Here is a 26279-nt window from a genome sequence, read left to right on the forward strand (position 1 = left end):
AGCGCATCATAGAAATAATGAAATGAGTAATTTTCTAGAAAAACCTGTCAATATTTGTAACTATGAATCATAATTTTTATTCAATAGCCAATTAAAAAAGGATATACGAATGGATGGTTTCACTACCTCTTTATTAGCATCTGCAACATATAGCCTGATTTTAAAAGGAGCGGAAATAACTAATATGTCCTTGAAAGGGGCTCTGCAAAAATGGTTACTTTCAGATACCGAATTAGACCAGATCGCAGCCTCCATAAAAAATGGGCAGATAGATGAAGATTGGTCAGAGAAAAGGATTGAAAAATACTTCAACACACAGCCTGAACTGCTAGACATTATGTCTAGAACACAAGCTAACCAAAGTGTCACTTTAAACCAACATCACTCTGGAACAGGCAACAATGAAGCAAATATAAAGTTCTAAGGTTTTATCAAGTGGATAATCAGAGTTTTACTGCTACTCAACTGCACCTAGGTAATGGCGCCAACAAAGTTAACATCACAGAAAGCAAAATTGAAAACTTGGAGTTACATCAAATATCAAAACACGTAATTGAACTCGCTCCGCACAATATCCAAAAGCCCGTGTCTGAAGCTATTACTATGATCTTTCAAGGGAAGCAAAAAGAAGCAGACTTGATAATTTCAACTCTAGAGTTGACTAATGCATTAGATCACGAAGCTACTACTGCATTGTTAGCTTTAAAAGCCCTCTCTGCACAGGAACATATCGATTCACGCATAATTGAATGCCTCATCCAAAATAAGCAATCTTGTACTACAGGTTTTGTTTTAGATATTGTTGTTGCTGCTCTAATAAAAAATGACATTAGTAATGGGTTCGCTGACGCAGCTCGAGAACGATACAAAAGCGTTTCAACTCCTGGAACCCTAACAAACAACTTTTACTTCAAATTTCTTGCTGACTACAATGAACTTAGCCATTACTACGAGAATAATAAACTTGATTTAACAACAAGCTCTCGAATTTCTATCTCGTATGGATACCTTAGACTTAACTTTGTCAACCATGCAAATCAAGTATTAGACTTGATAAAAAATCAAATACATTTACCTCACGTTAGAAAACAATTCTTTTTATGTAAAGCTATAAGGCTAAATGACATTTTCAGCAGAAAACATTATTGGACTATCAGCATTGAAGATAAGGCGCATGTTGATGATGTTATTTTGCAATCAATAGAGCTTATCCAAGCTCAAGACGTTGATAACTCAGTTGCAAATGCGATCAGCGCCTGTTTATTAAACACTGGTTTTGAAAATAAACATTTAATAAATTTATGTCTATCTAATGAGAAAGTCTTGAATAAGCTTCACAGTGACGTACAAGCGCAACTTTTATTCTCTAAGCATAAAGACCCTAACGTATTTAACGATAAAGATTTTTCAGAGGCACTTAATGCTAATAAAGATGCAGAACTAAAAGCTTCACTAATAAAACGAATACGAAAAGAATTAAAAATCAACGTAGCTCAATATTTTAACATTCATAATATTCTGAGTAAAGATGAGCTAAAAGAGCTACTAGGTTTAGGTCTTGATATTGATTTTAAAGATGATTTCACAAAGGATGTTTATAAATTAGACCTCTACATACTAGCAAGTGATGAATATAATAATAGAAAAAATATAGCCTTTTTAGCAAAAAGGTTAATTAAGGCTAGTGAAGAGCAAAATAAAAAGATCCACCCCCCAACCTTACTGCATATTATCCAAGGTCTAGAGAAAGTTAAACTTATCGAACTAGCACTTCAACTAATAGAGCTCCATGTAGAAAAAGGTACATGGCTTTCGCCATTATATGAATTTTATTTAGAGTTCCTGTTACAGATAAAACAATACAAAAAGTTAACAGATATTCTAGAGTCTATTCCACAATCCTGCTGGACATTCAATTGCTGGGCCATCACAGTAAACATACATCAAGTAGACGGCAGTATTTCTGAAGAAGTTGACACTATTAAGCTAATGGCAAAAAAGTACAGAGATAATATGTCTGTATGGCGTAGCTTAATATCTGCTTATGAACGAGCAGGGGAAAAACAAAAGATTATTGACTTAACAAATGAAATTCCAACAGAGCTCTTTCAAAACCCATGCGATGCTTCATGGTATATTTTATTTTCATTTATGCGGTGTGGTTTGTTTAATTACGTAGAGCCTATAATTTTAAGGTGGTTTGTAGATGCACCTGATGCTATGAGTGTTCCAATTACAAACTTTGCTCTTGAAGGCACGATTGCTAATATTGACTATAACTTTTCTCATAAAGTGAATAATATATGTGAGTGTTATGTTTTAAAATCAGCTCATGGAAAACTCCACATAAAACTCGTAGTTGACGGATACAACGGAAAACACAGCAATATAATAGATTCAAACTCTCCATTGGCCCAAAAGCTCCTGCTTAGCAAAGTGGGAGATAATGTCGAACATGGTATTGAAGATCTCATTATTCAAGAAATCGTACCTCCATTTCTAGGTGCAGCATGGAGAATAGCTCCTAAGCTGAGAACTGTTCAAAATGATGGTTCAGATGCCTTTCAATTAATAGAGCTGCCATCTGAAAAAGAGGAAGATTTCATTGAATCCATGAAGGCTATCATATCTAAATTAGAACCCAGCGAAGAACCGAGTATACTACAAGCCCACCCAGACTTGCCGATACAAATAAAAGGTTTCTGGTCAAACTCAGCGGCGCTTGTTGATGGAGTTATACAGACGATGCTCGATCACAACTGTGTAAAAAACCTAATCCCCTCAACAGACAATGACTCAAATCATTTAGTACTTGATCTATATAGTTCAATATTTATCTCTATTACAAGTCTCCATAAGACGCAACTTTTTAAAGAAAAAAGTTACTACATTACTGAAGAGACCCTGTTTCTACTTGAAGCGTGGCTAGAGCGTTCACAAAAAGAACATATGAGAGTGAGCTTAGGCAGCAATAGAGATCTTATTATTGCTGACGAGACGCACTTCTTAAATCAGAGATTAATATCAGGAATAGAATTTATACTTAGTATTTCATCGATCATTCAATCAAAACTCAAAGACACTCCTTTAAGTATTGTAAAACTTGAACAGTACTTGGATAGATCTACCTTTTCCAGTCTATGTGCCAGCTCTTCCTATGGTTACGATTATCTGTCCTTTGACCATAACTTCGTTATGCTGTTAAAAGACACAAACCTACAATGCCACAACGCCCAAGCATATTATTTAAATCTTTCAGAGCAACTGACCTTAAAGGAGCAGCAGCTTAATTTAAATTTACTATTTTCGATAAATCTCACGGTGCCAGTCAAGTATCAAACGCTTATGAGGTTAGCGTTAACAAATAACCCTGATGCACTGCAACTCATATCCAAAATAATACGTTCTTGGAAGCCTTGTTTAGATGATATGGAAATATTCTTAAGGTTTTTGGCATTCGTCATTTCTGCTGGAGCAAAGTTTAAGTACTTTTCCAAAAATATAATTGATATTAATATTGGCTCAACACTGATATATACAGCATTAAGTTGCGCATGCTCCAGTAAAGCTCCAGAGGCCTTCACTGAAGATTTGATGGTAGACCTGATTACAAAGACTCTAAGCCTATCACCGCAAAATGACAATTATATGCAATTTCTTTTTCACCAATTCATTGACTTTTCAGCATGTAACTTCTTAGATATCAGTTATATAAATCAGAAGTTAGCCTATTATTTCAATGAGCCTGACCATTAGAGCTGAAAGCTCATTAGCCCAGAAAAATACAACTTCTTTGTCTGGAAAACCTTTTTCCAGACCTCAAAAAATCCCAAATTTCTTTGCGTTTTTTCACTTTTTCTGAAAAAGTCTTCTAGACTAGATGAGGCATTGCTTTCCAGAGTATTTCCAGATTTGGATGTGTCCAGTCCCCCGTTAGTGAGACACCTGTAAACTAGAGTTTTCTAATTTTGCTCGGTAAGCTGAGGGCGGCAGATTGTCCACTCCCCCGTTAGTGAAACACCTGTAAACTAGAGTTTTCCAACTTTGCTCGGTAAGCTGCGGGTGGCAGATCACCAAGACTTTCATGTGTTCGTTCTTCGTTGTAATCCAACCGCCAGAACCACACCATTTCTTTGACTTGATTGAGTGTTTCAAATAAGTAAGCATCTAGAAATTCTCGCCTAAATGAGCCATTAAACCGCTCAACAAACCCGTTTTGCTGTGGCTTCCCTGGCTGGATATAAACTAATTCGATGTTATGTGCTTCACACCAATCGGTTAAATGCGCTGAGATTAATTCAGGCCCGTTATCTACTCGAATTTGTTTCGGTAAACCGCGCTCTGCTTTGAGTTGTTCAAGTGTTCTAACAACCCGTTCCGCTGGCAGCGAAGTATCTACTTCAATAGCCAAACACTCCCGAGTGCCTTCATCAACAATATTGAGCGTTCTAAATCGTTTTTCGCAGTATAAAGAATCATGCATAAAATCTAAGGCCCACTGATGATTAGCTTGAGCGACAACTTCCAATGGCTGCGCAACTCTTTTAGGCAACACGCGTTTCACTCTGCGCTTTAAGTTCAAACCCATTTGGCAATACACCCGATATACGCGCTTATGGTTAAACGGATAACCTTTAAAACGAAGACGGCCATAGCATTTCCAGAACCCTGCTCTGGGAGACTTTTTTAATTCTGCATTGATGGCATCAATGACAGCTGCGTCAGCCTTTCGCCAGTCTCGCTCTGGGCGGTAGTAGGTAGCGCGATCAATACCGACAAACTTGCACGCTTTTAGAATACTTATACCCGCTTGAACCAGTATGCTGGCGCAACTTCGCTTCTGCGCTGTCACCAACCCTTTTTTGCGATAACTCCTTAATCGCATGGTTTTCTAGGCTGACATCTGCATACATTTTTTTAAGCTTGGCATTCTCTTCTTCAAGCTCTTTCAGGCGCTTAACATCTGACGCTTCCATACCGCCATATTTAGCTTTCCAGTTGTAATACGTAGCACTGCTGATCCCATGCTTGCGGCACACTTCTTCAACCTTCATACCCGCATCGGTTTCTTTGAGCACAGCTATGATCTGAGATTCTGTAAAACGTGACTTTTTCATTGTTGTCTCCTGTTTGTGGTATTACAGAAAACTCTAATTAAACATGTCTCATGTTAAGGGAAGTGGACAGATGTACAGAGTAAATATGTACAATGCGATAACAAACTAATTATTAAAGAAATTTAACAATAAATTCTAAACGCGAGTGGATCACCTCCCCTCGCGTTTTTTATGCTCAGTTAACCGTAAACTGGTAGGTTGGATAAGTGGCGAAGCCACGCCATCCGACGCCAATTACCAACAACGCACATACAAGTCAACGTACAGCCGGAATTATGCCTTAGCCTGATTTGTAGGCTGTGATTAATGGGCTGCTAATAGATGCACATGTGCCAACGTCTAAAAAGCGATACCAAAATCCGCTTAACGCTCAAAGCTTTATTACGCAAAAATCCCCAAATCAGTACCCACAACATAAAACGGTTTACACGTCGGATGGCGCTTCGCTTATGCCGACCTACCGCGTTGGTAGGTCGGATAAGTGGCGAAGCCACGCCATCCGACGTTTGCAAAACCGTTAAATAGAAGAAAATCTCGGGAACGACTCAGCGTGCTACTAAGGTATTAACTCTTCGCGTTGGGCGGTTTACCATGGAAATCTAAATATAGTGCCTTCAGGTTTTCTGGTAATAACGGCCAACCGTTTGCTATTCCTTGCTGAGTTCCTTGCCAAAATAGGTGCTCAACATAGTACACATCAATGTATTCATGTTCAGTGGGGGTGGCTACTTTGAGTTTTTCACTCATGTATAAAAGATAACGCTGGGCATCTTCTAGGTTACCGGTATTGAGCTTGGTGGTTGTTAAATTTGCAAACTCTTCCATGAGAGATGTGAACGCCCATGATTCGTGCTTTTTCATCAAAGGACTAACTTCAGGAAAGCGCGTTTTTATTTCCTCAATAAACCTTGTTACGTCTGCTTTAGCCATTAGTTCCCTTTAACACGTATTTCACTGACAGCTATCTATATTTAATTGGAATTTATAAATTTCAGAATTAAGACGCAGCGTCTCTAAAAACGCTTCACCATCAACCTGATACTCATAAAGTTTTATTATTTTAAGCTCAAGAGCATTGGTTTTTATATCTCGAACTTCTAAAATGTGCAAATTATTATAATAGGTTGCGCTTATTACCTGCTCCCAAAGGATAGAATTGGGGCTGTCACTTGCACCATATTTTATGGCCTTTTCATCGACCTCTAATCTCCCTTTGGCGAGTCTAAATAGGTCAAAAATCCCCCAAATTAAAATATAAAACAATACAATAGACAAAGCATTTGCAATCATGACTTTAGCTTCAACTTGCTCACCTTTTGGCTGAAGAAAAAACAAAGATAATGATAAAGCGCAAACAATAACAATTGCGATGCAAAACTTTATTCTTCTCGCCAAACTCGGTTTATACACTCTAACTGCAGACATTATTTTCTTATACTGGCCTACTATTTTTTGGTAACTATAAATAATTACCCAAGGGATAACCAGAGAGCTTAAGGTTAAAACGTCGGATGGCGCGTCGCTTATGCCGACCTACAGCAGTACTTTAAAGAACCTGAGTGTGTAACCCCACATGGCCCTGTAGGTTGGATAATGCGCGAAGCAACGGCATTCGACATTGTTAATTATTAACTCTAACAATCCCCCTAACACTTCACACTGATCACAAAACCCAGTTAAAACAAATTGCTACAGCGTTGCTTAAAGTGATACAAATGAAAATAAACATCAATTCATACCATATAAAAAGGACTCTATATTTTGAACAAGCTGCTTTTCGCTGTGTTGGTTTTATTATCCGCTAATGTCAGCGCCACAAACTTTGCCAACCTTGAAGTACCTCAATCTCGTTTTATGACTGAGATGCCAAAAATAACCATTGCGCTACCAGCCTCTTATAACTCCAATAAAAGCAAACGTTATCCAGTTTTGTATCTGTTAGATGGCGATTTAAATGGTGAACTGGTTTATGGGGCTTTAGATAGATTACATGCGTCTAAAGGTGCTCATGAGCATATTATCGTGGGAGTTAGCAGTACGGATAGACTCAGAGATTTTGCGCCGACCATTAACCAAGACCCAAGAGGCCCTGTTGGCGCAGGCGGTGGTGCTGATAAACTTTTGGACTTTATGCAAAAAGAGCTGATGACCACAGTCAACAAACAATATCGTACCAATCATCACAATGTCATTGCTGGGCACTCCATCGCGGGGCTATTTGTTATACACACTTTTCACACACGCCCCAACCTTTTTCAGGCGCATATGGCGTTTAGCCCTGCCGTTTGGTGGGCCGCTAGAGAAACCGCAAAAGCAACAAAGCAATATGTACTTTCTGACGATGATGTAGGCACCTTTTTGTACATGAACATAGGTAGTGAAGGCGGTGAGATGAGACAAGTTTATGACGACTTGTCACAAACTATTTTAAGAAATCGCTCAACCGATTTAGCCCTACAATTAGATACCTTTGATAGCGAAGATCATGACTTCACTATGGTCGCAGGCTTGTACCGCGCTTTGAAAGCACTGCATGGTTACCAAAGTACGCTAAAGCTATAAACGAGATAAATATCGTACCTAGTGTGATTACTTACAAATATCAAGGCGTTTTGATGTAATCACACTCACACTATTTAGGGCCAAAGTTTCTCTTTTTTAAACCCTCCATCCTCTAAAACATAGCGAAGGCGAGTATGTCGTCTGCTTGACTGACCTTGCCAGAACTCAACGCTATTGGCCCGCACACAATACACAGTCCAATATTGTGATACAAAATCAGGTTGTTGCTTGATACTTTCCAATTGGCTTTGCCACTTATCAATCAACTCCTGTTCATTGCTAAGCGGCTCACTTTGCATCCCTAATGAGGCGAGCGCACGCGCCTGCTCAGTACGAGATAAGAAATCAATTTCGTTAATCTTGTCAGGCATTGCCACTGCGCGTCCCTTAATTCTGACTTGACGAGCAAACCCCTGCCAATAAAAAGTCAGCGCGATGTTGGGATTTTTTTCAATGTGTTTGCCCTTTGGACTCTTTGAGCTGACCGCAAAGTACCACCCTTTTTCATCCACATCTTTTAGGATGAGGGCTCTACAATCTGCGCTCATATCCTCAGCAACCGTCGACACAGTCATAACATGAGGCTCAGGTTCACCTGCATCGATGGCTGTTTTTAGCCAGTCAACAAATAGGGTGAATGGTGAATCTGGCGTATCGTCTGGGTTAAACGGTACTTTGTCGGCATTCGTTAAAACGGGTAGTGCTCGCAGCGTATCTCTCATATCAAATCCTTAATTTGTATCAGTTAAAGTCACTATTGTTTTTACCTGCTCTGAGGTTGGCATTTGAGCATCGAGCTTATGCCAATTGTACGCCTTTGACCAAGTCGCCAAAATGTCCTGCACTTTGTGCTGATGCGCTAAAAAGCTCTGATCGGAACAATGCTCATCCATACCACACTCATAGGGCACCAAGTTTTCTCTAATTCTTTCTAATGTCACCGTTGGCTCTGCGTCTAAGTGAATAACTAAATCTGGCTTAGGCAATGAGTTAACCAACCCCATTACGAACTCAGTATCTAAACCGTACACCATTTCCACTGCAGCATGTTTGAACCAATAGCTATCGAAGATCAGGATAGTCTCTTTATTATTGCGTTGTATCGCTTCATCAAGGCTAATTGACATCGCCCAAGTCAAAAAGCGAAACCGAGCATTCAAGGGCATTTGTGCAACACGCGTACGCAAGGTTTTTAAATCCCTGTCAATAAAACTACAACTGGGCACTAGTTGTTCGTTCAAAATATCCCAACGGTCAACCAACTGGACATCTCGGTTCATACTTTGGAAGTGTTCAAATAGAGCTTTGGTCAGTGTCGACTTGCCTGCACCATCAGAGCCAACTATTGAAATCAACATCTTTAATATCCTTCTGTGTCTTTTGCGTTATTCTCTCGCCAAATAATTTGTGTGCTCTTAAACTCTTCAGGCCAATCGGAGTGTTCTTCAAATAACCATCGGGGGTTTTTCAAACATGCTTGTCCTTCTACGATAAAGCACTCAGCGCCCCATTTGGCTTGCTTAAGTAAGGCTGCAATTTTGCCTTGCATAGCACCTGATGTGTCCCCTTCTGGTGTCTCCCATAGCCACTGAGCTGGGTCATTAAACTGGTCTATTTCTTTAATCGTTTCAAATTGACCAGTAGCACTCTTTTGCAGCACACCCGGTACATCGGTCATGATCACGATTCTTATTTTGTTAAACTCAAGGTCTTTAAAGGCGCCAGCCACATAATCGCTGCCCACAACTTCTAACACCCCTTGTTCATTAAGCAATGCATCTCCTGTAACTAGGGGCAAGTACTTTGCATACAACAACTTATTGACAAACTTTGCGGATGAGTCAAAGTTTTCTCTATTCACACAGGATGTCATAGAAGCTAAATGCAAAGGGTAAGACTTAATCCCACAGCGTTTTAATTGTTCATGCCACACGCACTTAAGCTCAAAGTTAATCATGCCTAAAGATAGTAGCGACAGCTCATCACTTTCATCTATACAGCGCACAGCATGGTGTCCATAAGAGCCGCCACCGCTTATCATAATCACGTGACCCGGTGCATTGCGATACAAAGAGGCCATCAATTGCGCATATGTTTGCAGGGCTTGTTCATCCAGTTGTCTGTCAGTCATTTTGTCAGAAAAAAGACTACCACCCACTTTTACAATTAATAAATCAGCGCTGGTCACCATCGGCCTCATAAGTTTCAATAAACTCTATAACCTGATTGCCAATATGGCGCTGAACGTCTTCGGTCATCGCGCCGATATGGGGGGTACCAATAAAGTTATCTAATTCAAATAAAGGTGAATGCGTTCTTTCTTGTGCAAATACATCCGATGCTGCCCCCGCTATACGTTTAGATTGCAAAGCCTGATATAAAGCATGCTCATCTACCACTCCACCTCGGGCCATATTTATTAACACCGCTGTCGACTTCATCAGCCTCATTTTCTGTGCATCGATTAACTGCTCTGTCTGTGCTGTTAAGGGAACATGTAAACAAATGATATCAGCCTTAGTAAGTAACTCATCCAATGACGTCACACCAACCCCTTGCTCATGTAATTCAATGCGTCTTTCGGTACTATCGTTTGCAACAGTAGCCAAAACGTCCATATTGAATGCCTTTGCTCGTTTGGCTACTTGCAAACCGATGCGGCCCATGCCGACAATGCCCAAGGTTTTTTCATTAAGTTCAAAACCAGACAGCTGAGCTTTAGCCCATATACCGTCTTTCAACCAACCAGATGCCTTCGGCACGTGACGAGCTAACGACAACATCAATGCGAATGTATGCTCAGCCACACTCACCACACTGGCATGCGGAATGTTTAATACCGAAACCCCTTTACTACGAGCAAAGTCCTGATCGATGTTATCCAACCCATTGCCCGCCCGAACTATCAACTTAAGTTGTTCTGCCGCTGACAACACTGCTTTATTTAACTGAACACCACTTCTCAACACTATGACATCAGTATCTTTTACTAGCTCTACAAAATGTTCATGCTGAGGGTGCATTTCCACCCGAACATGATAACGTTCAGATAAATATTCGATGGCACTGTCATGTAGGGGATCGACTATCAATATATTTTTTATCATCACTACGACTCCATCACAGCTCACAGACCGAACTGAGACAACCCTAGATGTTCTTCAAAGCCAAATGCCAAGTTCATATTCTGAATGGCCGACCCCGCCGCACCTTTAACTAGGTTATCAGTCACTGAAATCACTTTGATAGTGTTACTCTGTGTGTCGAAATCCACTCCTATATGACAAAAATTTGAGCCGGCAACACGCGCAACACTTGGGTAAATATTGTATTGCTTACTGTTGAGCTTACCCACTCTGGCGTGGTCCAATATTCTGACAAAATAATGCCCCTCAGCACCTTTGCCATAATATTCTACATATTCCTTAAGAAGCTGTTCACGCGTTAAAGTGTTTGCCACATGCTCTGGCACGCTAATACTAGCCTGAATATAAATACCTCTTGGGAAAGCGCCATGAGCAGTACTAAACACCACATTAACGGATTGATCAGCTAGTAGTGATAATTGATGTTCAAGCTCAGGGGCGTGACGGTGTCCGTCTAGGTTGTAAGGCAAAATATTGTTATTTGCATAGCTGTGCATGACTTCAGGTTTTAGCGATGCCCCAGCACCACTGGTACCATTGATAGCACTGATATGGATCGAGCTTTGTGCGTCTACCAGTGCAGAACCCATTAAAGGCGCTAAACCCAGTAATGCGGTGATCACGTAACAACCGGGGTTTGCAATAAGCTGAGCCTGACGCAATTTATCTGCGTTAAATTCAGATACACCGTAAACAGCACGACTTAAATTGTCTAAGTCTTCATGCTCTTGACCATGGGCTTGTTTATATAATTCAGCGTCAGGAAATCTAAAATCAGCACTTAAATCAATTACTTTTATATTCTTGCTTAGAAAGTAAGAAGCACTTTTCATCGCTTCACCCGTAGGTGTACAGAAAAAGACTACATCAATTTGTGACAAATGCTCTTGCAGTTCTTCTTGCTTATAGAAGCGCAGACCACACCCAAGTAAATTTGGATGTACTATGTCAAAATCTAGCTCTTTTCTGGCCAGTGGATATATTTTATCTACCTGAGGGTGATTTAATAATAGTCTGCAAAGCTCCCCACCGGACAACCCATTCGAACCAACAATTGCGACCTTAATACCCATACTTAATTCCTTTATATTTCTTCTACTCGTAAAATAATCTTGCATGATGGCTGAGTGGGATCTGCCATGATCTGCATTGCCTGTCCCGCTTGCTCTAAACTGTATCTATGACTTATCATGGCCTGAGGCTGGATTGACCCTTCATCTAACCAATTAATCACTGTTTTAAAATCGGCATCTTCTGACAACGCTGACCCCACCACTGATATTTCCCGTTTCACCAACTCATTAATATCGCACGTTAGCTGCTGCGCAAAATAAGCAATAATGGAGACTTTTCCTCCTGCTTTTACCGCTTTTACCGCATCGTTAAACGCTTCAGAGTAAGATGCCGCTATCATGCAAATATCGAACTTTGTCGTTAATAAAGCCGTCTCTGTTGTAAACTGTTCAGCTCCGCAGATGAGAGCAGCATCTTCTTTACTTGCATCAATATCTACTGCGGTAATATGCTTAGCACCCATGCGCTTGGCACTAATAATGGTAGATAGCCCTATGCATCCAGAGCCAAGTACCAATACTCGCTTCCCTTCTACAGCAGCAAGTTTTACGGCGTGGCAGGCTATCGACAACGGCTCGACCAAAGCGCCGATTTCTGCTTCCAGATGTTCGGGTAAGTGATAAAGTTTGTTGGGTTTCGCTATCAGATACTGCGCAAAAGAGCCACTCCATCCTTGAAAGCTAAAAGCAGCCTTTGCGGTGCACAAATGATGTTTCTGTGCATCACAAAATTCACATGTACCACAATTGGCATAGGCTGCTGCACAAACTTTATCACCAACTTTAAAGCTGCTGACTTTTGTACCCATTTGTACAATCACCCCGCTAAATTCATGTCCTAACACCGCAGGTGCTGTTTTGTAGGGGTGTTCTCCACAATAGGTTGATAAATCAGACCCACATATACCGCTTGCGAGTACTTTAACTAGCACTTCATCCGCCTCTGGTGTGGGAATGGGTTGTTCCATCAATTGAATTTGCTGATTAGTGACCAACACCGCTGATTTCATAAGAGAATTATTACTACAATGCATTGTTATAAATCCTTTCAATTAAAGGCTCAGTAACCGATTCAATGGGATCATTGCTTAAGTCGCCGCTAATCGCCCGACACATTTGCGCGATGTGCTGTTCACTATAACCGACCGCGCTTAGGCTGGTTGGCATATCTAATTTCGCTTGTACGAAAGCGATTATGTCAGCCAAACTATTACGTTCGAATAGCTTTAAAATTGGCGTCTTAAGCTCACCGACATAGGGGGTTACTTCCTCTATCCATGCGCGATAAACGCTTGACAGACCGCAACCATGAGACACCTTATGACTACTAATTGGCGGCATCGCCTGCTGCAACCGGTGTGGTAAACAAGACCCAACTGCTCCTATATTAATACCGCCAAATAATGCTATTTGCATGACCGCGTCTCTATGAGCGGGATTAGACAGCGACAGCTCAGGTTGCTTCAATAAGTCTGCCAATAGCGTCAAACCAGACAGAGACAAGCTTTTAGCTAGTGGTGTAGAGCGCCTAGTCATGTAGGTTTCAAACAAATGCGTAAATGCATCAAACAACGTTTCTTGCATTACCCTCTGTGGCATCGTAATAATGAGATCTGGGTCTATCAACGCAGCTTTTGGGTACAGCTGCTCCCCTCTAATTCCAGATTTAAAATGCCTTACTTCATCATAAATAATGGCACCCTTAGTCACCTCTGAGCCGGTGCCAGCAGTAGTTGGGATCGCTATCAGTGGTATACTGCGCATTGATTCAAGTAAGGTTTTACCAACCCAATCATTCACACTAGGCTGCTGATGTAACGCCGCAGCCGCTTTAGCTGCGTCTATTACACTACCGCCACCTAAAGCAATGATGACATCTGGTTTAGCTGATTTTATGGCAGCAACAATATTTGCAACCTGCGTACAATCAGGATCAGCGGACACTAATATATGCCCTTCCAGTCTCCCAGATTCCAACTCCAATAACTGTTGCACTAACTCAACATGGCCGTTACTCAATGCAGACTGGCCAGTTACCAATACTGCCGAGTGACCATACTCTAAGACATGCTTACCCAGTTTTTTGATGCTACCGCTACCAAATTCTATTTTTGTAGGTAAGTGAAACGCGTAATTCACGATGAGTACCTCTAAAAAGACTTGTTATGATGCTCTAATATTGGCAGCGTACCGTCACATAAATAGACAAGCGCGGCACCGCCACCAGATGATTTAGCTCCGTCAAAGGATATATCCGCACAGCTGTCGCCACCCAATAAAATGCTGTATGGGCGCGCGAATGTAAGTTGCTGTTCAAAGAATTCAATCGCTTCGGAATGAGCTAACGTTGCATCTGCTGGTGTACCAGCAAGTAATATTCTGCCTTGCTGCGAGACAACATCACTGATCACATTGCGCATTTCATCAGTCGGTACAAAGTCAACAATTCGCTCTTGAGCTGTCAAATTTAATTGAGTAATAGACACTTTTTTGTAACTTACACCATCAGTCACTATTAATTGCTCAGGCATGATTAGTTTCGACGCGAATTGCGTTACAGTCTGGGCAATTGCTGAGCGGTCGAATTGACCAAATTCAGGCAATACTGAGCCCCCGATATTAATATTTTGGTAAGCTAATATGGCGTTAAGCACCGCACCAGTAGGAATGATAAAGTCATAGAATCGTGCTAATCCCACAAGACCCGGATCCACCTTTTCTTTTTTAATTCCCCCTACAACTGCAAGAGATAAAGCAGATGGCATATTTTTAGACCAGGGTTTAAGTAAGGCGATTTGATTTGCAATTCCAGTGGCAAGAAACGAGGGCCGATATCGACTCACGCCAACATTGGAGGCGTGTGAACGATGCGCTTTGCTAAATCCACCAATTACAATACGCTGTCCTAAACCGGCAAATTGTTCAGCTAATTCCGCTTTGTTCTCTAACTCACCCTCGAACAAACGGCTGTTCGTCAGCAACAACAGTTCGCCATCACGTAACAAATCCACCTGACGGTAGATTTCAGACCAGCATAATGAGTCACAATATTTAACTGTACAAGCAAGCTTGCTTTGCAAATAGGGCACGATGTAATCAAGCTGTTGATAGTTGCCATGACTCCCCTGATGCGACAACACAGTCACCCGGCAGCCATGTGATACTAGCCGAGCTAGGTCTGGCACCTCTTCATCAATTCGACTAGTGTCAGCTAAATCTTGCTTGACGTTAAATCCTGCGCAATAGAGCCAGTGTTGACCTGCATGCAGTGGTTGTTCAGCAAAACAGGTCGGCATGTCAGCAGCTATCATAACCGCAAGCCTAGTTCGCTAAATACCTCTTGCAACGCTAAATCAAGACGTTGAAACAAGGCTTCAAGCTCTTCATAGGTTGAGTTTAGAGGTGGTGCGATTAACATTGCATCACCCCGTTCACCAGGCTGTAAGCCTCGACAAGGATATAACACTAAACCATGCTTAAGGGCCGCAGCGCTAATACGCTTAGATAACTGAACGTGTGAAGGAAACATTTCTCGAGTTTGTTTGTCTTGTACAAACTCAATAGCACTGAGTAAACCGATTGCCCGAACGTCTCCTACATAGGGATACTTAGCTGCAATGGTGTCTAACTTATCTCTAAGATACACACCTTTTTCTTTGACAACTTGGGGCATATTGCTATCAACAAGATAGTCAACAACGCCACTGGCGATTGCCGTGGACAGGGGATTGCCGCTGTGAGTATGGCCAATTGACAAATTATGACTGCCAGCAGCTATCACATCATAAATCCGCTGGTTTATCATAACAGCTGACAAAGGCGTATACCCCGCATTAAGCCCTTTACCCAACACGCTAATATCTGAGGACACGTTAAAATGGTGCATACCAAACCAAGTGCCTGTTCGGCCTAAACCTGTGACCACTTCGTCAACGATTAACAATATATTGTGCTCATCGCATATGCGACGTATCTGAGCAAAGTAACCATCATGAGGGATCAGTACACCACCAGCAGCTGCGGTAATAGGTTCTGCCACAAATGCCGCAACATTCTCAGCTCCTAGCTCCAGAATTTGCTTTTCCAATGCCTGCGCACACTCAAGCTGACATGAGTCTGGCGACTTACCTAGAGGACAACGGTAGCAATAACATGCCGGTAACTTGTGCTCTGTTACTGACAACCACAAAGGTTCTATCTCTTCGCGTCGTTTATTTTGAGCTACAGACAAGGTGGCTATGGTATTACCGTGGTTACTGACATTTCGGCCAAGGACAAACTTTTTGTTTTCATATCCCAGCTCTTGCCAATACTGAATAGCAACACGCACTGCAGCGTCATTTGCCTCCGAACCACTATTTAAGAAAAATACATGAGATTTATCCTGAGATAACTCAACCAATTTACTCGCTAAATCCTCAGCATGTCTGTTTCTAAAGTGTGAACGATAAGCAAACGCCACTTTTTTGATTTGCTCACTGGCAATTTGCGCAATGTCCTCATTACCGTGACCGATATTCGAGATCATCACCCCTGATGAACCATCAATATAACTTTTACCTTGTTCATCATATAACCATGCTCCATCGCCCGAACTGATGTAAGGCGCGTCGGAAGTTAAAGAGGGATACAATAGAGGCGAACTCATGATACAACCTCATGCTGTAACTCTTCTTGCGGCTGTGTTGAGCCTGTGCCAATTTGTGACAACAATTCTTCACTCCATTCGATGATGTCACTTAACACATGGTGGTTCTGACAAGGACGAGCTGCCCCAACTTGGAAGAACATAACTCCTTCACTCACAGGCCCCAAAAAGGTGAGAGCCCTGTTTATCTGTCCTTGTGTATCTATCGGGTGGAAGTCGCCACTTAACTTGATCCCACCAGGGTAATATACCCCCTCCTCATGTGATGGATATTCCCAAGCTTCAATAACGCCATTTTGATACAAATTAGAGTACAAAGCGGTGCGGTCCAAACGGACATCTAAGTCGTGTAACCGAGCATCGATCAATGAGTCCACTTTAATTTGATTACCACCACAGCCATTCAACAATAGCTTCGTGTCGCTGTTTGATGGTTCAATTTTTGGTGCAGGGCCTAATGACACATCCAAAATACCTGCCCGTACCAAAGCGGTCATTTTTTCCATGACTTCAATACATGTACCATTGGCCAACCTATTGTGGTAGCGCATATATTGTTTAACGAACACTTCATGAGAGCTGGCAGTAAAACCGCCAAAATCAGCAGCATATGCAAAAAGCTGACGTAAATCGCGCCAAACACCATCACAGGCGGCTTTGCTAGGATTACACAAATTACCCTGCTCTGCCTGAAGGTGATCATATTCCATGAATGCCAACAAGGCCTTGGTATAGCTTTGTCCATCACAATATTGCTCAGGTTTTATCGGCGAAATGAGTGAGCTCCAACTAAAGCGATGTACTTTGGGTGCTAATTCATGCCCAAATGGCGATGTGGAATGCTCAAACCAGGCCAAAATATCTCTGCGATCATCATTGTCCAATACCGAAGAAATGCGTTCAATCTGCGCAAAGCCAAAAATAAACTGCAAATAATGTGTGAGAACTTCTTTGCAAAATGGTGTTGCAAACTGAGACTCTATTTGCGCAAGCGGAGTCCCCTGTATAAATTGATTAATCACATCAAACACAAGGTCTACTGACTGGTTTAATTGCTCAACAAAATAATCAATACCAGCGGACATATCTTGATGTGCGTCCATTGCAGTTGTCATAAACTTTTGCACCGCAGGAGTGAGTAACTCTGTCAATTGGACTGCATAGTTTTCACCAAACATAACCTTGTAGTACAACAGTGCCATTTCTAAATAAACAATTGGAAATAAATGCTTTTCAAAATCAATTTGGACAATCTCTTGACCATCTTCCCCGACCGTTCTTATCCCTAAATGTTCGCGTAACTGATCAATCGTCGCTTCGGTAAAAAAGACGCCTCTATGCTCGAATTTTTCCAAATCTTCTTCTTTAGCATTAAAGGGTCGGGCGCCCGTGAACAGACCACTTTGACTAAAGCCAACGATCTTAGCTGGTTCCTCACCACTGGCTTGATACGAATAGCTTCGACCATTTGCATCGAGTTTAAACTCCCCTCCTCGACCTTCTGTCAAATATAAGATCACATCGATCGCTGTAAGCCCAAGTCCCACACAGCCAACCACATGTTCTTTACTCGTAAACTGTGCAAGTACATTACTTTCCAAAGGATAAGCAAATGGAACATAAGGAAAGCCACTTTGATTCGCAAAGTTTTGCACCAACTCTACATGTGAGCCTTCTCGTGGGCGGTTCACCGAGTGCCCCGTTACGAATAAAATATGATCAGCTGTTATCGGCCCATGCTCTGCGTCGGCCAGAGCCACTTTGTAGCGTTCCTGTTCTGGTTTTACATCTACCACTTCACTGTTATATAAGTGCACTGATACGTTGGGAATTGTCTCTAGTATGTCTTGATATCTGGCGAACATTTCCACTAATGCCACACCATGCAAATATCGTCTAGGCCAATCTTCAGGTTGTAAATCAAAACGCTTGTCCTGCGTTTTTATAAATTTATCTCGACACCATTCATAAAACGTTGGGCGTTGTGACTTAGGTAAAAGATGTTTAGCTTCCACATTGGTTTCATCACAGGCAAAAGCGATTTGGCCTACTATTCGGTTAAGCATACTACTTGGTGGCTGAGTCGGGCTATGTACCCAGCCTGCGCCAAAATGACCGCTTTTCTCAACAACATGAATATGCACAGGCTGGTTAGGCGGAACGGCTGTTAATTCAGCAGCCAATCGTTCCATAGCATATGTACTATTAGGTCCAGCACCTACTATCACTAATGAAAACCCAACTTTATGTTTTTTATGATTATTATTTGTAGCCATCTTTTACTTTTCCTTAATAGTCCACTACTTAAGCAATCTTGCAACTTCGGTTTTAGTTGCTAACCAGCTTGGAAATGCCGTCGCCATAATTACAACCGTTCCAATTAACAGCACCACTGATGATAGCTCTAGCCATGATAACGTTGGGGTACCGTATAATAGTGAAGTGTAATTACTGGCGTATATATTGATTGGAAGGGATATCACAACCACAACGATATAAACTAAAATATTTCTCCATAAGAAATAGCCCAGTATATTTTTCCTCGAATAACCTAAAGAAAACTTTATTGCCACATTTTTCTTCTGTCTTTTAACTTCAAAAAACGAAATAACAAAAACACATGACAAAGTTAATAAAACCAAGATTAGAGCGATGAAATTCAAAACTCCCAAAAGAGAGATATTATCTTGAAAAGATTTCCTTTTTACATCTTTCAAGCTATTTACCCGCTCCACCAGCACTGTTTTTATTTCATTATTAATCAATGAGGTTATTTTCTCTGAGAATTCAGTGGTAATTGGGCGTTCGTGCCTAATCATATAGAAAGTGCGAAAAGCCAGATCAACTCTGGGCACCATTACCGAAAAATCATAGCTCGGCGATTTAGGCCAAACGCCTTTTAACTCTTCAACAACACCAATAACGGTCATCGGATTTTGTAGATCTTCAGGCATGTAAATTAACTTCCCTACAGCACTTTGATCATCGAATAGTCGCTTTTCCGTTGCCTTATTTATAATCGCCAAATGCGGGAGGTTATAGTCTGATGCATTGCTGAATTGCACTTCATGTGCTTCAAAGAAACGTCCTTTTTCAAGCTTGAGATCCAGCGCTGAGAGTGCTGCGCTATTAACCATGTATAATGTGGTGTTAACCTTGTCAGCTTGTACATCTGCTACCGTACTGAACTCTTGCTGCCAACCAGCACCACTACTCAATGGCACACCATTAATTGTAGTAACGCCCTCAACACCATTTATATCTTCAAGCAAACTCTGGATCTTTTTAACTTGTTGCTCTACATCAACATCATCACTGCTCTGTCTTACCATCAGCGTTAGAATATGCTCTTCTGGCATTCCTGACTTTTCTGCTAGGCTCTGAGCTTTATCCTCATATATTAGTGCAACATTGCTAAGCACTATAATGACTAAAGAAATTTGAACAATTAATAAAAAACTTGTCCACCTATTAAATAAAACCTCTTTAAAAACAAGTAAGATATTCATGCCACTCCTCCTTGCTTTAAATAGACAACAGGCTTAACTCTGCTTAAAGAGATACCAGGAAATAACGAGAAGAAAAGCATAAAAGAAATAGAGATAACAACCATTATAAAAAAGCTATCTAAACCAAGATATAAGGAAGTTTCATAGGCTGGAAATATACCTTTAAAAACACTAATACCAACAAGACTAAAAACAAATGTAAGTGCCACGATGAATAAACTGCAAATACCAGATTGAATTAAGAATACTGACAATATACTGCGACGACTTAGGCCAAAAGCATACCAGTTGGCCGCATCAGGTTTTTGTTCAATTGCTTGAGCATATAAAATGACACAAGCATTTACTGCGCATACAAACATAAAAGCTATTGCCAGTAAGGGAAAAATCTTACTGTCGTTATTGATAACCCCTGACTTTTCATACCAATCTTTTGCTCGATATATCTGATAGGGAGTCTCTCCTGTTAACATACCCGTTGCGCTGAGTTGCTGCGCATAGCTGCTCACCTCTTGCTCATATGCGTGTAATTCACTATCAGCTAGTTTTACCCAATGATTTACCCACAGGCAGCTCCCTTCTTTGACATCCAGATATCGACTAGCATATTTACCATCCTTGCAGAGCTTTTTACCGCGAATAACCGGGTTTAACACATCGGCCGCTTGCCATGGTAAATATATATCCTCACTTCCTTCAAATGCGCCATTTACAACATCATGCTCTCTGAACAAATGTGTTTTCTCTTCTAAAACGGCTGCCACTTCAAAATAGTGTCCATTCAAATTAAGTTTTTTACCAACACTGTTAGCCCCAGCGAATAGACGTTCATTGGTTTGATTTGATAACACTACCCAGGCACCTGATTTTTGCGTTAATTCATCTTTGCCACCAAACTTAAAGTGCAAATTAAATATCTCAAAAAAACTGATGCTGCTTACTCTCGTAGACAATGGTAGTAAGCTCAAAGACTGGGCTTGACTTGGATAGTAGATAACCTCTGTTTTGAATGAAGATGCATTCTGTCCAGGTTCAATTTGTGCTAATGCCATACTGTTTTGATATGACATCAAGGGCGGCAATTTGCTGCTATCTAACTCATCAAAAGCCTCATCTTTTTTCCAGTCATTCAACACGGGTTTATAGAGCTGGTGTAAATGCGGTTGTTCAAAGGCTGAAGTTAAGTTGATGTACAAATTAGACACTACGAGAAATACCGCAATACCCAGCGACATAACGGCTGCTATAAACATATATTTTTGCCATTGAAAGCCAAAGCTCTTAATAGCTAGGGAAATTTCTGTCTCGGCTTTCATCATGACACCTGCATTACCTTGCCATCACCGATTTGAATTGTTTTATGTGCTCGGCTTGCTAACCCTTCATCGTGGGTCACCACCAAAATAGTCGTTCCTTCACGATTGATCTCCTCAAACATGCTGAAGACTTCGTTCGCCATTTCCGAATTGAGGTTACCCGTCGGTTCATCGGCGAGGATCAGCTTGGGTGCACACGACAAGGCACGAGCAATTGACACTCGCTGTTGCTGGCCACCTGATAGCTGAGAAGGCAGATGTTTCGCACGATTAGCCAAGCCAAATTTTTCCAACAGTTGTTCGACACTTTTTTTGCGTTCAGACTTGTTGATACCGCGAATTTTCAGAGGAAGCTCTATATTTTCATACACGCTCAAATACGGTAACAAATTAAAACTTTGGAATATAAAGCCGATATTTTCGTTGCGAACTTGAGCTTTTTGACGATCCCCCATCTTTGAGACTTCTGTGCCATTTATCTCATAACTTCCTTCGTTAAAATTCTCAAGCAACCCTAATACATTCAACAGTGTACTTTTGCCTGCACCCGAAGCGCCTGTAATTGCAACAAACTCACCGCTGCCAACTGACATTGAGATCCCATCAATCGCTTTTGTGAGCACTTCTCCACTTTGAAAATACTTAGATAACCCATTAATTTTTAACATCTACGACTCCCCAAAAATCCTTTTCAAAACTCGTTCAAAGTCCAGTTCCGATAGGAATGTATTATGTATATATTCGACTCTGGTTGACTCACTTTTCAAAATGTCTAAGACCTGATGTGTGGGCCCTTTTGCGATTACTTTTTCGGCCAATAACCCACCTAAAAATAAATACAGAAAATAGCCATAACTGAGTCCACTATATTCCTCGTCGAATAACTGCGAATAACTCAGATAACGCTGATTAGCGTCAACATGAGAAAAGAGTCCTGCCTGTTCCACTGACTCTTTGTAAAGTTGCGTAAATAAAGGCCCTGTCAGCTCAGTTGCTACATCTAGTTCGCTTAATTTGAGATCAAATAGAGAGATTTCTAACAATCTAGCAAACTCTCTATATTGGTTTGGCTGCAATGACAGAGCCCTGATATGAGAACCATTGATATCATTGCCAGTTACAATTGATAAAAACTCGGGAAAATAAACAAAAGACTCACAAAACATGCTGTAAAGTTCTTTACTCTGTTTTGGTAATCCTCCTTTGGCAGGAAATTGAAAATCGTCCACATCATTGAGCAGCATTTCAAAAGCATGTCCCAGCTCATGACACAGTACCTTTAGCTCTTGAAATGAAATATGTTCACGCTCTTGTGTCACAAAAAAAATGCCAACAAGGTTGCTTCTTATCGCTGCACCGGTTTGTTCATGGCACAAATGAGTTGTAATAAGCTCACACCATGGCGTATTTGATTTTCCCTGACGCTGCCCGTAGTGAATATAAAGTGTTTGTTCCGTATGCTCTGATTTTAAAAGCACATACGCTGTATCATTTGACACAAGCTTGCATTCACTCACAACACCAAACATGTCAGAAAAATATGCAATACAATTAGCAATACTTTGCTGTTTATCTAAACATGGGAGAACTTCTTGCAACTGATGCTGGCTGTTCGAATTAACTTCTTTATAATAAGCATAATTCCAAGGGCTATTTTTACTGGCACCAATGCTTTGCATATGGGTTGCAAAAAATGATCTAATGCTTTCAGATGTATGAGCGAACAGTTCCTTTATGATTTCAAGACTCAAGGCATTTGATTCTTCTAGATAACCCGCTAAAGAACGGTAACCTTTTTTTGCGACAGCGCTTGCCCGCATCGAGCATAGCTCTAAAAACATGGGTAAGTTATCACGGTGTAGTTGATTAAATCTTTCCCAAGCAAGACGGCGGTCAATTTCACTTTCTGCACCGCAAATTGTTTCTACTAATTCGAGTTCGGATTCCTTCACCTTCAAGCCCTGCTCGATACCCGCAGACAGATTCGCCGTTTGAAATGCCAGAGCTTGTTCCAAATCAAGATAATTCTCACCAAAACAATCCGTTTGTTGTTGATTTAAAAAGCTGATTAATTGCTTGCCTAATCGAGAGCTGGCAAACGTATGTTGGGATTCTAAAGTGTGCAGATTTTGCTGAAGCTCATCGAAATGCGTTTCGAGTAAACAGAACAGTTCATCGGTTAATTCATCATACTGCTCCAGCAACGATATAGAAAATACTATCTGAACGGTACTGAGGTAGTATTGTATTTCGCTTAAGCCGTTAGCCAAACGACGCTCTAATGAAGGCTCAAAACAGTCCTGACAGGCAACCAGAGTTTCAAAAAAATCACTAATGGCCGCTTTAGAATGCTTAGCAAAGCCCGCGAACTTTTCGTTGTCATCTGGGGCTTGCAGTAACTCAGCTAATGTACTCAGGTGTTTTTCGTACATCAAATGGCTCCTTGAGCAAGGGCCTGCTCGACCATATCCAAATCATCATCAGTCACAATGGCATTGGCAGCAAAGATGAAACACATCCCCCCCGTACAGCGAAGCTGAAAATCACCAATTTTCAATTTGTTAGGTAGATTTAATTCTTGCGACTCGGCATCAACTGGCAAGCAAAAAATAGGGAACCCCTGATTAAACATCCACTGAGTTACAGCTGACTTATCTGTTAACCTTAAAAGCCAAAGTAAAGAATCTTTTTCGGCTAAACGGTCCATCAAACGTCGCAGCCAGTAAACTGACCTGTACTTTATTCTTCTTATCAGTGTGTACTGCTCATAAAATCGTTGATAATGGTGGGATAAGGCATCTACTGAGTCGCTAAATTGAGACGGCAAAATTGACATCAATAGAGCCGGCTCTGTGCTATCAAATTGTTTGAAAAACGCCCTTATTCTTAACAATACAGGTTCAAGTCCTAACACAGACACCATCTGCGTAATATATTTAATTTCCTGCTCGTTATAAGTGACGCTAAAAAGTCGTAGCGCATCATAGCCATCACGGATGTTAACTTCATCTCTTGTGACCATTTCGCTAAGGTAAGTAACTAAAGATACTGCCGTATTAGGTTTGTACAGGGTGACCCCTGCTACCTGCATCTTCTCTACAGCGAACTCACTCAACATACTCCAGTGCAAAAACGTATCATCTGTAAGTTGAAAACGTCGCAAATGGACTTCAATACCACCAACGATATGTTCATAATCTAGGCCGAATTTAGCAAGCCCTTCTAGGTGTTCGTCTTGCTGACTTTTAAACAACTGAAACATCCCTGGCATAACGAATTTATCGCACAATGCAACATTCATGACCTGCCAGAAAACGTCCTCTGCACAGGCGACAATATCCATGTCTAAACAAAATCGCTCACGATCATCGGGGTAATATGACTCAAACGTTAATCCCTTGAGTACCACATATCGATAATCAAACTCTGATGATTTATTCATCATTTGCAAAAATGTTAACCATGCAGAGCGTTCATAATTGAACTTATCAACAATCGCTTGGCAACCCTCACTGAGCTGGTAATTTATTTGATTTTTATCAAAAAACTTTAGCAAATAAGGTAAAACCTTATGCTTAGCAGCCAATTCTACTAAACCGTTGATATGGTCGTCTGAGTATGAAAACGATGGCTGGAAAGAATAATTTTCCGACCAATATATGTTAAATAATTCTTTTACTAGATTCATACTTGTGGCTCCAATGCACCTGATTCACGCTCTAAGATCAAACATGCAATGCACACAATAAAGCTCAATATGATTGTGAATAAATAGAAATCAAAAGAGTTATATATATCCACATACCATGTTGAAACTAATAATCCTACTGGCACAAGTACTTTGAATATCATGCCAGTGATCCCTGAGATTCTTCCTAACACCTCGGATGACGTCACCTTTTGTCGATATGTCCACACGGTAACCGCAATCCAGATAGATGACAGTCCCTCTAAAAACATAGAGAAACAAATCGCGGTATAGCTCTTAAATGAATAAATAAAGATGTATCCAAGCGCAGATAAAGCCAAAGACGTTGCGATTAATTTAAACTCGCTGATTTTTTCTTCAAAGCGATGTAAAGTAATCCCCCCAAGAAAAGCTCCCACAGCTCCTATCGAAACCGCTATCCCGAGATATAAATCAGATAGTTTTAACTCATCTTTGATAACAAATATATTTAACAGGTTTGCACTGGATATAATCGCATTCACAAACATAATGATGAGTGACATATGAATGAGTTTGGGCATTTTCTTAAAAATTGAAAACCCCTCAACCAACTGGTGGAGAACGGAATTAACAGTCTTAGTGGTGTCATTCGATTTTTCATTATTAGATTTCAGAGCAAAACTGACCAGTAAAGCGATGACAAATCCCACCGCACAGCCGTAAAAGCCATACTTTGGAAACGAGAGATAAAAAACAAATCCAGAAAGGATAGGGCCCACTGTATGTAAAAATTCTGCGGTTGATTGAATTTTACTGTTTGCTCTAATCAATAAATCTTTGTCTACACTCTCTTTTAAAGTAACGTTTATCGATGCTCTAACAATTAATACCAAAGCTGATATTAAGAAAATACTCATCGCATAAAAATATATATCCACTTCAAAATGGGATATTACTATTGGAAATGCAGCGGCTATAATCGTGCAAGCAACCAAGCAAAGCCTAATTAGTTTTTTCTTATCAAAATTATCAACTAGAACACCGATAAACACCGATAAAATCAGATGGGGTAAAAACTCAGCCGCTCTTACTAAACCCATATCACTTGCACTACTAGCCAGATTATATGCAACCAGTGGTACCGTAAAAGCGAATACAACTTCTACTAAATTGACCATGCTGACCAAGTAAAATATCGCTGAAAACCCCTTTCCGACTTTTCCAAATAACATCGTTAA

At 40.8% G+C, this 26279-nt stretch carries 22 protein-coding genes; 3 read left to right on the top strand and 19 right to left on the bottom strand.

The features are described from left to right. The first annotated feature begins 109 nt into the window (after positions 1–109). Positions 110–424 carry a GapS6a family protein gene (gene gapS6a / locus BIW53_RS10675; RefSeq protein WP_070991865.1) on the top strand — a complete coding sequence of 105 codons (315 nt, stop codon included), beginning with the start codon at positions 110–112 and terminating at the stop codon, positions 422–424. 11 nt (positions 425–435) lie between these two features. Further along, a complete protein-coding gene (locus BIW53_RS10680; RefSeq protein ID WP_070991866.1) occupies positions 436–3756 on the top strand; it encodes a hypothetical protein in 3321 nt (1106 codons plus the stop codon). Between the two features lie 253 nt (positions 3757–4009). On the opposite strand, the gene BIW53_RS10685 is transcribed toward BIW53_RS10680, so the two are convergent. The 3 genes from BIW53_RS10685 to BIW53_RS10695 form a co-directional block, all read right to left on the bottom strand. Next, positions 4010–5117, bottom strand: a protein-coding gene (locus tag BIW53_RS10685) for an IS3 family transposase (protein ID WP_139158829.1) whose coding sequence is annotated in 2 segments (ribosomal slippage) — positions 4010–4868 and positions 4867–5117 — 1110 coding nt in all. Because the reading frame shifts where the segments join, the coding sequence is not laid out codon by codon here. A 564-nt stretch (positions 5118–5681) separates the two neighbouring features. Next, a complete protein-coding gene (locus tag BIW53_RS10690) occupies positions 5682–6047 on the bottom strand; it encodes a DUF7674 family protein (RefSeq protein WP_070991868.1) in 366 nt (121 codons plus the stop codon). 21 nt (positions 6048–6068) lie between these two features. Then, the gene (locus tag BIW53_RS10695) at positions 6069–6527 is read right to left on the bottom strand and encodes a hypothetical protein (RefSeq protein WP_139158830.1); all 459 of its coding nucleotides are present in this window, start codon (positions 6525–6527) and stop codon (positions 6069–6071) included. A gap of 351 nt (positions 6528–6878) precedes the next feature. Here BIW53_RS10695 and BIW53_RS10700 point away from each other — a divergent pair, with 351 nt between their 5' ends. Beyond that, positions 6879–7679: an alpha/beta hydrolase gene (locus tag BIW53_RS10700; RefSeq protein WP_245699394.1), complete on the top strand. Its 801-nt coding sequence runs from the start codon at positions 6879–6881 to the stop codon at positions 7677–7679. A gap of 74 nt (positions 7680–7753) precedes the next feature. Here BIW53_RS10700 and BIW53_RS10705 read toward each other — a convergent pair whose 3' ends face one another. From BIW53_RS10705 to BIW53_RS10780, 16 genes are read right to left on the bottom strand one after another with little or no spacing between them, the layout of a single operon-like run. Next, positions 7754–8401, bottom strand: a complete 648-nt coding sequence (locus BIW53_RS10705; protein WP_070991870.1) for a pyridoxine/pyridoxamine 5'-phosphate oxidase — start codon at positions 8399–8401, stop codon at positions 7754–7756. 9 nt (positions 8402–8410) lie between these two features. Next, on the bottom strand, positions 8411–9037 hold the full coding sequence (locus BIW53_RS10710) for a nucleoside/nucleotide kinase family protein (protein WP_070991871.1): 627 nt from the start codon (positions 9035–9037) through the stop codon (positions 8411–8413). 2 nt (positions 9038–9039) lie between these two features. Beyond that, positions 9040–9879 carry an amino acid kinase family protein gene (locus BIW53_RS10715; RefSeq protein WP_084228127.1) on the bottom strand — a complete coding sequence of 280 codons (840 nt, stop codon included), beginning with the start codon at positions 9877–9879 and terminating at the stop codon, positions 9040–9042. Next, positions 9854–10786 carry an NAD(P)-dependent oxidoreductase gene (locus BIW53_RS10720; RefSeq protein WP_070991873.1) on the bottom strand — a complete coding sequence of 311 codons (933 nt, stop codon included), beginning with the start codon at positions 10784–10786 and terminating at the stop codon, positions 9854–9856. Before BIW53_RS10720 ends, BIW53_RS10715 begins: the two co-directional genes overlap by 26 nt. A 20-nt stretch (positions 10787–10806) precedes the next feature. Continuing rightward, positions 10807–11898 (bottom strand): N-acetyl-gamma-glutamyl-phosphate reductase, encoded by a 1092-nt coding sequence (gene argC / locus BIW53_RS10725; protein ID WP_217495709.1) that lies wholly within the window; start codon positions 11896–11898, stop codon positions 10807–10809. Between the two features lie 11 nt (positions 11899–11909). After that, on the bottom strand, positions 11910–12932 hold the full coding sequence (locus BIW53_RS10730; RefSeq protein WP_070991875.1) for a zinc-dependent alcohol dehydrogenase: 1023 nt from the start codon (positions 12930–12932) through the stop codon (positions 11910–11912). Next, positions 12922–14037: an iron-containing alcohol dehydrogenase family protein gene (locus BIW53_RS10735; RefSeq protein WP_070991876.1), complete on the bottom strand. Its 1116-nt coding sequence runs from the start codon at positions 14035–14037 to the stop codon at positions 12922–12924. Before BIW53_RS10735 ends, BIW53_RS10730 begins: the two co-directional genes overlap by 11 nt. Before the next feature lie 11 nt (positions 14038–14048). Next, positions 14049–15209, bottom strand: a complete 1161-nt coding sequence (gene pgk, locus BIW53_RS10740) for a phosphoglycerate kinase (protein WP_070991877.1) — start codon at positions 15207–15209, stop codon at positions 14049–14051. Further along, on the bottom strand, positions 15206–16546 hold the full coding sequence (locus BIW53_RS10745; RefSeq protein ID WP_070991878.1) for an aminotransferase class III-fold pyridoxal phosphate-dependent enzyme: 1341 nt from the start codon (positions 16544–16546) through the stop codon (positions 15206–15208). The genes pgk and BIW53_RS10745 overlap by 4 nt, the downstream gene beginning before the upstream one ends. Beyond that, positions 16543–18822: an FAD/NAD(P)-binding protein gene (locus BIW53_RS10750; protein ID WP_070991879.1), complete on the bottom strand. Its 2280-nt coding sequence runs from the start codon at positions 18820–18822 to the stop codon at positions 16543–16545. The genes BIW53_RS10745 and BIW53_RS10750 overlap by 4 nt, the downstream gene beginning before the upstream one ends. A gap of 24 nt (positions 18823–18846) precedes the next feature. Further along, the gene (locus BIW53_RS10755; protein WP_070991880.1) at positions 18847–20055 is read right to left on the bottom strand and encodes an ABC transporter permease; all 1209 of its coding nucleotides are present in this window, start codon (positions 20053–20055) and stop codon (positions 18847–18849) included. Then, positions 20052–21374 carry an ABC transporter permease gene (locus BIW53_RS10760; RefSeq protein WP_084228129.1) on the bottom strand — a complete coding sequence of 441 codons (1323 nt, stop codon included), beginning with the start codon at positions 21372–21374 and terminating at the stop codon, positions 20052–20054. The genes BIW53_RS10755 and BIW53_RS10760 overlap by 4 nt, the downstream gene beginning before the upstream one ends. Further along, on the bottom strand, positions 21371–22039 hold the full coding sequence (locus BIW53_RS10765; RefSeq protein ID WP_070991882.1) for an ABC transporter ATP-binding protein: 669 nt from the start codon (positions 22037–22039) through the stop codon (positions 21371–21373). Before BIW53_RS10765 ends, BIW53_RS10760 begins: the two co-directional genes overlap by 4 nt. After that, positions 22040–23803 (bottom strand): M3 family metallopeptidase, encoded by a 1764-nt coding sequence (locus BIW53_RS10770; RefSeq protein ID WP_070991883.1) that lies wholly within the window; start codon positions 23801–23803, stop codon positions 22040–22042. It lies immediately after the preceding gene. Continuing rightward, positions 23803–25059: a nucleotidyltransferase family protein gene (locus tag BIW53_RS10775; protein WP_070991884.1), complete on the bottom strand. Its 1257-nt coding sequence runs from the start codon at positions 25057–25059 to the stop codon at positions 23803–23805. The genes BIW53_RS10770 and BIW53_RS10775 overlap by 1 nt, the downstream gene beginning before the upstream one ends. Next, positions 25056–26273: an MFS transporter gene (locus BIW53_RS10780; RefSeq protein ID WP_070991885.1), complete on the bottom strand. Its 1218-nt coding sequence runs from the start codon at positions 26271–26273 to the stop codon at positions 25056–25058. Before BIW53_RS10780 ends, BIW53_RS10775 begins: the two co-directional genes overlap by 4 nt. Positions 26274–26279 lie beyond the last annotated feature (6 nt).

Origin of the sequence: Pseudoalteromonas byunsanensis, assembly GCF_001854475.1 — a bacterium.
In the GTDB taxonomy this organism is placed as follows: Bacteria; Pseudomonadota; Gammaproteobacteria; order Enterobacterales; family Alteromonadaceae; genus Pseudoalteromonas; species Pseudoalteromonas byunsanensis.

Coding starts and splice junctions, on each gene's coding strand:
- BIW53_RS10710 (WP_070991871.1), bottom strand. CDS start 9,037: ATGTTGATTTCAATAGTTGGCTCTGATGGTGCAGGCAAGTCGACACTG.
- BIW53_RS10730 (WP_070991875.1), bottom strand. CDS start 12,932: ATGCATTGTAGTAATAATTCTCTTATGAAATCAGCGGTGTTGGTCACT.
- BIW53_RS10770 (WP_070991883.1), bottom strand. CDS start 23,803: ATGTACGAAAAACACCTGAGTACATTAGCTGAGTTACTGCAAGCCCCA.
- BIW53_RS10775 (WP_070991884.1), bottom strand. CDS start 25,059: ATGAATCTAGTAAAAGAATTATTTAACATATATTGGTCGGAAAATTAT.
- BIW53_RS10755 (WP_070991880.1), bottom strand. CDS start 20,055: ATGAATATCTTACTTGTTTTTAAAGAGGTTTTATTTAATAGGTGGACA.
- BIW53_RS10750 (WP_070991879.1), bottom strand. CDS start 18,822: ATGGCTACAAATAATAATCATAAAAAACATAAAGTTGGGTTTTCATTA.
- BIW53_RS10690 (WP_070991868.1), bottom strand. CDS start 6,047: ATGGCTAAAGCAGACGTAACAAGGTTTATTGAGGAAATAAAAACGCGC.
- gapS6a (WP_070991865.1), top strand. CDS start 110: ATGGATGGTTTCACTACCTCTTTATTAGCATCTGCAACATATAGCCTG.
- BIW53_RS10705 (WP_070991870.1), bottom strand. CDS start 8,401: ATGAGAGATACGCTGCGAGCACTACCCGTTTTAACGAATGCCGACAAA.
- BIW53_RS10715 (WP_084228127.1), bottom strand. CDS start 9,879: ATGAGGCCGATGGTGACCAGCGCTGATTTATTAATTGTAAAAGTGGGT.
- argC (WP_217495709.1), bottom strand. CDS start 11,898: ATGGGTATTAAGGTCGCAATTGTTGGTTCGAATGGGTTGTCCGGTGGG.
- BIW53_RS10745 (WP_070991878.1), bottom strand. CDS start 16,546: ATGAGTTCGCCTCTATTGTATCCCTCTTTAACTTCCGACGCGCCTTAC.
- BIW53_RS10780 (WP_070991885.1), bottom strand. CDS start 26,273: ATGTTATTTGGAAAAGTCGGAAAGGGGTTTTCAGCGATATTTTACTTG.
- pgk (WP_070991877.1), bottom strand. CDS start 15,209: ATGATAGCTGCTGACATGCCGACCTGTTTTGCTGAACAACCACTGCAT.
- BIW53_RS10720 (WP_070991873.1), bottom strand. CDS start 10,786: ATGATAAAAAATATATTGATAGTCGATCCCCTACATGACAGTGCCATC.
- BIW53_RS10765 (WP_070991882.1), bottom strand. CDS start 22,039: ATGTTAAAAATTAATGGGTTATCTAAGTATTTTCAAAGTGGAGAAGTG.
- BIW53_RS10760 (WP_084228129.1), bottom strand. CDS start 21,374: ATGATGAAAGCCGAGACAGAAATTTCCCTAGCTATTAAGAGCTTTGGC.